Source organism: Acidimicrobiales bacterium, from assembly GCA_035533095.1.
Taxonomy (GTDB): Bacteria; Actinomycetota; Acidimicrobiia; order Acidimicrobiales; family Palsa-688; genus DATLUM01.
In genome coordinates this window covers 1-6275 of the sequence record DATLUM010000055.1, presented here as the reverse complement: position 1 = coordinate 6275, position 6275 = coordinate 1, and the positions used below count along the sequence as shown (strand labels likewise).

The 6275-nt window shown below is 70.1% G+C and carries 9 protein-coding genes; 2 read left to right on the top strand and 7 right to left on the bottom strand.

The window, feature by feature from the left end:
• The 3 genes from VNF71_07310 to VNF71_07300 form a co-directional block, all read right to left on the bottom strand.
• The coding region (locus VNF71_07310) for an LLM class flavin-dependent oxidoreductase (GenBank protein ID HVA74358.1) at positions 1-793 on the bottom strand (793 nt) is incomplete at its 3' end.
• Between the two features lie 138 nt (positions 794-931).
• The gene (locus VNF71_07305) at positions 932-1432 is read right to left on the bottom strand and encodes a type II toxin-antitoxin system VapC family toxin (protein ID HVA74357.1); all 501 of its coding nucleotides are present in this window, start codon (positions 1430-1432) and stop codon (positions 932-934) included.
• A gap of 70 nt (positions 1433-1502) precedes the next feature.
• Positions 1503-2024: a GNAT family N-acetyltransferase gene (locus VNF71_07300; GenBank protein HVA74356.1), complete on the bottom strand. Its 522-nt coding sequence runs from the start codon at positions 2022-2024 to the stop codon at positions 1503-1505.
• A 100-nt stretch (positions 2025-2124) separates the two neighbouring features.
• On the opposite strand from VNF71_07300, the gene VNF71_07295 reads away from it, so the two are divergent.
• On the top strand, positions 2125-2352 hold the full coding sequence (locus VNF71_07295) for a hypothetical protein (protein ID HVA74355.1): 228 nt from the start codon (positions 2125-2127) through the stop codon (positions 2350-2352).
• Positions 2353-2576: 224 nt separating this feature from the next.
• Here VNF71_07295 and VNF71_07290 read toward each other — a convergent pair whose 3' ends face one another.
• From VNF71_07290 to VNF71_07275, 4 genes are all read right to left on the bottom strand, one after another.
• The gene (locus VNF71_07290) at positions 2577-2801 is read right to left on the bottom strand and encodes a hypothetical protein (protein HVA74354.1); all 225 of its coding nucleotides are present in this window, start codon (positions 2799-2801) and stop codon (positions 2577-2579) included.
• Positions 2788-2949: a hypothetical protein gene (locus tag VNF71_07285; protein HVA74353.1), complete on the bottom strand. Its 162-nt coding sequence runs from the start codon at positions 2947-2949 to the stop codon at positions 2788-2790. Before VNF71_07285 ends, VNF71_07290 begins: the two co-directional genes overlap by 14 nt.
• A gap of 496 nt (positions 2950-3445) precedes the next feature.
• Positions 3446-3787: a nuclear transport factor 2 family protein gene (locus VNF71_07280; protein HVA74352.1), complete on the bottom strand. Its 342-nt coding sequence runs from the start codon at positions 3785-3787 to the stop codon at positions 3446-3448.
• 446 nt (positions 3788-4233) lie between these two features.
• A complete protein-coding gene (locus VNF71_07275) occupies positions 4234-4554 on the bottom strand; it encodes a GYD domain-containing protein (GenBank protein ID HVA74351.1) in 321 nt (106 codons plus the stop codon).
• A 1103-nt stretch (positions 4555-5657) separates the two neighbouring features.
• On the opposite strand from VNF71_07275, the gene VNF71_07270 reads away from it, so the two are divergent.
• On the top strand, positions 5658-6275 hold a 618-nt coding region (locus VNF71_07270), incomplete at its 3' end, for a hypothetical protein (protein ID HVA74350.1).

Sequence of the window (6275 nt, the reverse complement as noted above, 5' to 3'; positions counted from 1 at the left end):
TAAAGCCACCGGTTCGGAAGCTCCGTAAACCGTCGGCGATCTCCTCGGCGGGACCGCGGATAGGCGCGGCGAGCGCCTCGGCGGCACCCGTCATCGCCGTGGGCTCGACCACAATGCCGGCGGACTTGCCAACCGTCGCGGGATCGCGGCCGACCTCGAAGCAGGCTGCCTCGAAGGCCGCGAGCCATGGACCGAACTCCTCGAGGTCGCTTCGCTCCTCGACGTACCAGCTCCAGATGTCGGCATGCAGGGCTGCCAGGCGGAGCATCTTCGGACCCTTGGCGCCGATCATGATCGGGATCCGGCCGGGTCGCGGTCCGACCGGACGATGCTCCAGTTCCCGAGCGGCATGGAACGTCCCCTCGAAGTTGGCGCGACCCTCGCGCAGAAGCGGAACGATGATCTCGATGGCTTCCTCGAAGCGGCCGTAGACCCGGTCCTCGGGCAGTCCGAAGGCATGCGCCTGGCGACCGGCATGGCCAGACCCGAGCCCGAAGACGAAGCGTCCCCCGCTGATCTCGTCGAGCGTCTCGACCGCCTTTGCGGTGAGACCGGGATTGCGGTGCAGCGCGGACATGATCCACGTTCCAACTTTCACTCGCGAGGTTGCGGCGGCCACGCCGCCGCTCATCGCGATGCACTCCCACCAGCCTCGCACCGGCCCGTCCGTTGGCCGCCACAACAGCTCATCCGGTACCCAGACCGTGTCGAACCCGATCTGCTCGGCCCGGACCGCGAGATCGCGGATCTCGGGCCATCGGGCAGTCGAGCCGTCGGTCCAGGACTCTTCCATCGGAAGGACGAGACCGATCTCAAGGGACCGCATCAAACCCTCCGGCGTGCTGGGCCGCATGGCGCAGCGGCTACGCCACGGTCAGGGCAGACAGTAGCGATCCCGGAGATCGCGCGTCAACCAAGGCAGATAGACGTGTCAATCACCGCAGGTCGCCGAATGGCGGACCCGAGCATGTGGATCCGGGACTTCCCGCCGGAATCGGCCGCGCGGCCGCGGTGCTGTCAGTCTGGTCGAACGAGAGGGCTTGCCCGGCAAACCGGAACAACCGTCAGTGTGCGCGGCAGCTACCGAGGATCCCCTGGAACCGGGACCGTCCGGACGACGAGGGCCATCAATCCCTGCGAAGTCAGCCGGGTTGCACGTGTAGACCGGCAGGCCGCTGGCCACCGTAATAGCCGCAATCAGCGCGTCGAGCGCGCGGGCGGCAGGCTTGCGCCCCGATCGGCAGAGCGACGACGCGACCTGTCCGAACGCACGCGCGGCAGCTGCGTCAAACGGCAGCGGGTCGAAGTCCGCCTCGGCCTGCTGGACGTGCGCGAGGCGGCGAGCGCGCTCGGCCGCATCGTCCGTGACCAGCGGGCCAACGGAGAGCTCGGCGAGGGTGATGGCGGAGATGAGCGGGACGTCGGGCAGCACCGACGGGTCTCCGATCCTCGGCAGCAGGTGAAGGGTGCTCGTGTCGCACGCCGGTCGCCGACGCCTCGGATCAGGCGTCCCCGGTTCGATCCAGCCTGCGCTCCATGAAGACCCAGTGCGTCTTGAACTGATCGGGGATCTCGCTCTCGGGGTAGGGTCCGATGTCGGCGAAGCCCCGTGAGCGGTACAGGGCGTGGGCTGCCGTCATGAAGTCCGAGCTGTCGAGCCGGACCCGCTCGTAGCCGGCCGCGCTCGCGGCGTCGACGAGCGCATCGAGGATGCCTCGCCCGACGCCCGCCCGCCGATGGTCGGGTTCAACGTACATCCGCTTGATCTCGGCTGTGTCCGGTCCGATCCGGCGCAGGCAGCCGATGCCGAAGGCGCGGTCACCCTCGAAGGCAAGGACGAGGCGACCGTCGGGCGGCTGGAAGCGCTCGATGGTCGCGAGGTCGTGATCGACCGCCTCGCTGACCGGCAGCCGGAACCCGTGCCGCGCCTCCACCTCGTCGTTGCCCCACGAGAGGTACTCGAGCCACAGCCGCTCGACGGCATCGATGTCCTGGGTGAGGTCGGCGTCCCGGATCTCCGGCACAGGTGCCTCCGTCGCTTCAGAGGATCAGAAGGCCGACTCTACCAGCCGGACCTCGTGGGTCCCCGCCTGCCAGGGCTACACCTTCACCCGAGACGGTCGGATGCTCGCGGGACGGGAGCGTCGTCAGGACAGCTTCGTCTGCGGGAAGTTCCGCGTCGACCAAGTCGGCCAGATGGCGCAGGTAGTCGGTCTCGGGGTAGCTCTGGCGCTCGGGGGAGCAGTAGGGATGGGAACCCAGATGATGGTAGCGGGGCTGGGGGACGGTCCCGCCATACTGCGCGGTCGCCTTGAACCCGCAGCGCCACCAGGCAATGCCGGCAGGACGTAGACGAAGCGCCGGTGGTGGCCTGCGAGGACGGCACGGCTGCGCCCTCGCAGGCCTTCGGCGAGCTTCGGGTCGATGCGCCGCGCCAGGGCGGCGTCGATGATCGGCTCGATCCTCCCCGTCGCCCCGTCGAGATACCTCGCCTTCCGGGCCTTGCGCGAGAGATGGTAGCCGAGGACGCCACGGTGCAGGGCCAGCGTGAGCAGGTCGTAGATCGCCTGCTTCGTCTACCCGTTGCCGCGCCGGGTCAGGTAACCCTCCTCTGTCGCCCAGGCGGCCACCGTGGCGCACGTCTCGCCCGGATGGAGGAAGCGCCCGGCGATCGCGAGCACGCTCTTGGACTCCGCGGGGTCCTGGGCGAGCGGAGCGCGGTAGCGGTCGGGACGGCGCCAGTTGAAGGGGGCGGCGCCAGCCTGGCTGACGACCTCGACCATCTCGTCATCGCCGCGCACGACGAACCCGATTCTTCGCCGCCCGGGTGGCGGCGTTGGATGCGATGAGGACGTCGCCGTCCTCGAGGTACACGACGAAGCGGGCATATGTGCCGGCAGCCGTTGCCTCCGCGGGCAAGGGCAGCGGGGGGCCCGTGGTCGAAGGCACAGGTCCGCACGGTGGCGCCAAACCCGCGCAGGTCGCGCCGTTCACAGGCTCAGGTGGGAGGACCTGGCCTGCGAGTAAGCCTCCGTGTGACCCGCGGTGGGGGACGGGAGTGACCGGTTGGTCGGGGCGAGAGGCATAGCCCCGCGACGACCGACCTCACTGTCACGATGCGGCTCGCCGAGCCTCCCGAACCCTGCGACTGGCTCCGCAGCGCATGAGGCGTCGGCCGTCGCCACCCGCCCAACGCGCGACCGACCGCGAGGTAGGGGTAGTTGCGGCCGTGCTGGCCGCCGGGTCGGAGAAGGCGGCCGCTCACCGTCTCGGGCTATCTCACTCGACCGTGAAGGATCACCTGGTGAATGCGCGGTCGAAGGTCGGGGTGGCGACGACGGCGCAGCTCGTGTGGATCCTGGCGCCGCGGCGGCCCGAGCCGAGCAGGTGGCCCGATCGGCCGCACGGGTCGAGTGAGGGGCACTTGCCGGGGTGGCAGCGGGCGTCAGGAGTAGATGACGATCTCCCGGATGAGGCCGTCTCCGAATCGGTAGACGCGCACGGCGCGGACTACATCACGGGCGCGCGGGCCTGACATTCCCGTCACCCGCTCCTCGTCGACGACCCAGTCGCCGAGCGCGATCCGATTCGGGATGTCGTAGTGCAGGCCGGGGTGCTCGGCCATCGACTTCGCATAGCGAGCCCTGACCTCCGAGGCCCCGTCCATCAGGACCTTGCCTGCCGAGTCCTTGACGACAACGTCGTCGGCATAGAACCCGAGGCAGCGGTCCAAGTCGTGGCCGTGATAGGCGTCGATCGCCGCCTGGACGATCTCCCTCGGTTCCATCGCACCTCCCTCAGGTCAGTCGCGTTATGGTAGCCCGGCAGGGCGCCAGCGCCGCCTGCGCCACCGACCAATAGGTCGTCCTGGTGGCCGCCGTCCTCGACCCGAGTCGAAGAAGGAAGCCCACCGCCTCGGCTGTCGCACTCGACCGTGAAGCACCACCTGGCGAATGCGCGGACGAAGGTCGGGGCTACGACGACGGCGCAGCTCGTGTGGAGCTGCGCCGCGTCTGCCCGAGCCGGGAGCCGAAACGCCGCCGGACGAGCCATAGGCTCGGCCACCCCGCCAAGTCCGTGGCCGTGGGAAAGTACCCACTGGTGGGGCGAAGTTGGGGCTGGCGGCGGCCCGCTCCGCGAAGACGGAGGTGGTGGTCGCCCACGGAAGAGCGAGCCCCGACCGGCTTGGCCGGGGCTCGCATCGTCATCGCCGCGGTGCTCAGGTCCGCAGGTTCAGGCGCCGGGTGCTCGGTAGGAGGGCATCCGGGCGGCGCCCGCGTCCATGTCCTTGGCTGTCAAGAGCGGCGTCGTCGTGACCCGGAACGAGCCGGTCAAGGCGAGTGCGAGCGCGAGGCTCGTGGCGGCCTCCGCCTCCGGGAAGTCGGTGATGATGAAGATGTCCGTCTCGCCGTAGGCCCAGTTCGCCGACTCGGTCGAGCCGCCGAGCCCCTTGACCGTCTCGCGGAAGAAGTCCTCGCGCTTGCGGAACCCTTCCTTGACGGAGCCTTCGAGCCCCGCCTTCGTGTACTGCAGGCGGTAGAGGTACGTCGCCACCTGACATCCTCCTCGGGCGCGTCGGCGCCCCTGAGTCGGGTGGGTCGGTCTCGCCATTGGCCCAGCGCGACGGTCTGGCGACCGCATGGGACGCCGCGCTGGTAGAAGCCCGAGGGCCTCCGTGCCTCGCTCCCGATCACCGGAGTGTGGGCACATTGGCATGGAGTTACAAGCCAAACGGCACGGCAATGGGAGCCATTCGGCATGCCGCCCGACTCGATGTGGTGCGGGCGTGCACCGGCCCGGAACAGTCGGTGCGGTTCTGGTTCCAAGACGTCACCTCGGCCCGCGAGCGGCCCGGGCCGTGCACAAGGTTCCGCCGAAATAAACCGAACGCGCCGCCCTCGTCACGGCGCGGCGAGGTGGCCGAAGCTGCGTTGCAAGGTACGAGATTGTGGTCGTGCGGCACGGGTTGACGGGAGACCAGCTGCGCTTCGAGATCGCAGCGGACCTCATCGATGATGAGGTCGGTTTGGTCGGGGCGAGAGGGCTAGCGCCGCCCTAACTCAGCGATCTGTCCGATTCCTCATGATCAACCGGACGCCGCGCCAGAGGGCCGTGGTGGAGCGCAGCGCATGAGCGCGGCAACCAGCCCGCTCGGGGTCGCCGCCGCGGCGGTGACTCGTGCCTAGTCGCCCGGCCCGCCCCTGCCTCGGCTGTGGGCGCCTCACCTACCAGTCGCGCTGCCCCGTCTGCGCCCGGGTCCGGGAGCATCGGCGCCCCACGGCGAGCGCCCGCGGATACGGTGGGGACTGGCCGCGGATCCGGGGCGACCACCTGGCCCTGGAGCCGTGGTGCCGGGTGTGCGGGGCGAGGGCCTCCGAGGTCGACCACGTGCTGCCGCTCCGGGCCGGCGGGACCAGCCACCCCGCCAACCTGCAGAGTCTGTGCGGGACCTGTCATCGACGCAAGACGGCGGCAGAACAGGGACGCCATTTTGTAGGCAGGGGTCGCCAGACGCAGTACCAAGCCATAGCGCCGTGTGCGCGCGGACGAGTTTCACGATTCTCGTCAGCGCCGCCCACTGGCCCCACGGGCGCCACCGTTGGCCCACGTCGCGTCGCAGGCGCCGCGGTGGCGCTTGTGTCCACATCGGAGATCACGTGAGCACCGTGGCGCCCTGGCGCAATCGCATCGTCGGCCACGGCGAGGCGCCACCCGAGGAGCTGCTCGCCAACCCGGGCAACTGGCGCACGCACCCGCCGGCGCAGCAGGGTGCCCTGGCCGGCGCACTCGACGAGGTGGGCTGGGTGCAGGACGTCATCGTGAACCGGCGCAGCGGGCACATGGTGGACGGCCATCTGCGGGTCGAGCTCGCCATCTCGCGTGGCGAGCCGCTGGTGCCGGTCACCTACGTCGACCTCTCCGACGAGGAGGAGGCGCTCGTCCTGGCCACCCTCGATCCGCTCGGCGCCATGGCTGGCCAGGACAAGGAGAAACTCCAGACGCTCCTGGCCGACGTCAGCGTCGACGACGCCGGGCTGCTCGCGCTGCTGCGCAGCCTGGCGCCCAAGGCCGGACGGACGGACCCCGACGCCGTGCCCGAGACGCCCGCGGAGCCGTACGTCCAGCCCGGCGAGCTGTGGCTGCTCGGCGAGCACCGGCTGCTGTGCGGGGACGCCACCAGCGCAGCGGACGTGGCGCGCCTCCTTGATGGCGCGACCCCGACGCTCCTCCTCACCGATCCGCCCTACGGCGTCTCGCTCGACCCGACCTGGCGC

Bases quoted from the DNA above. Each gene is read 5' to 3' on its own strand.
- VNF71_07280 (HVA74352.1), bottom strand. From the start codon at position 3,787: ATGGAACCGAGGGAGATCGTCCAGGCGGCGATCGACGCCTATCACGGC.
- VNF71_07295 (HVA74355.1), top strand. From the start codon at position 2,125: ATGCTCGCGGGACGGGAGCGTCGTCAGGACAGCTTCGTCTGCGGGAAG.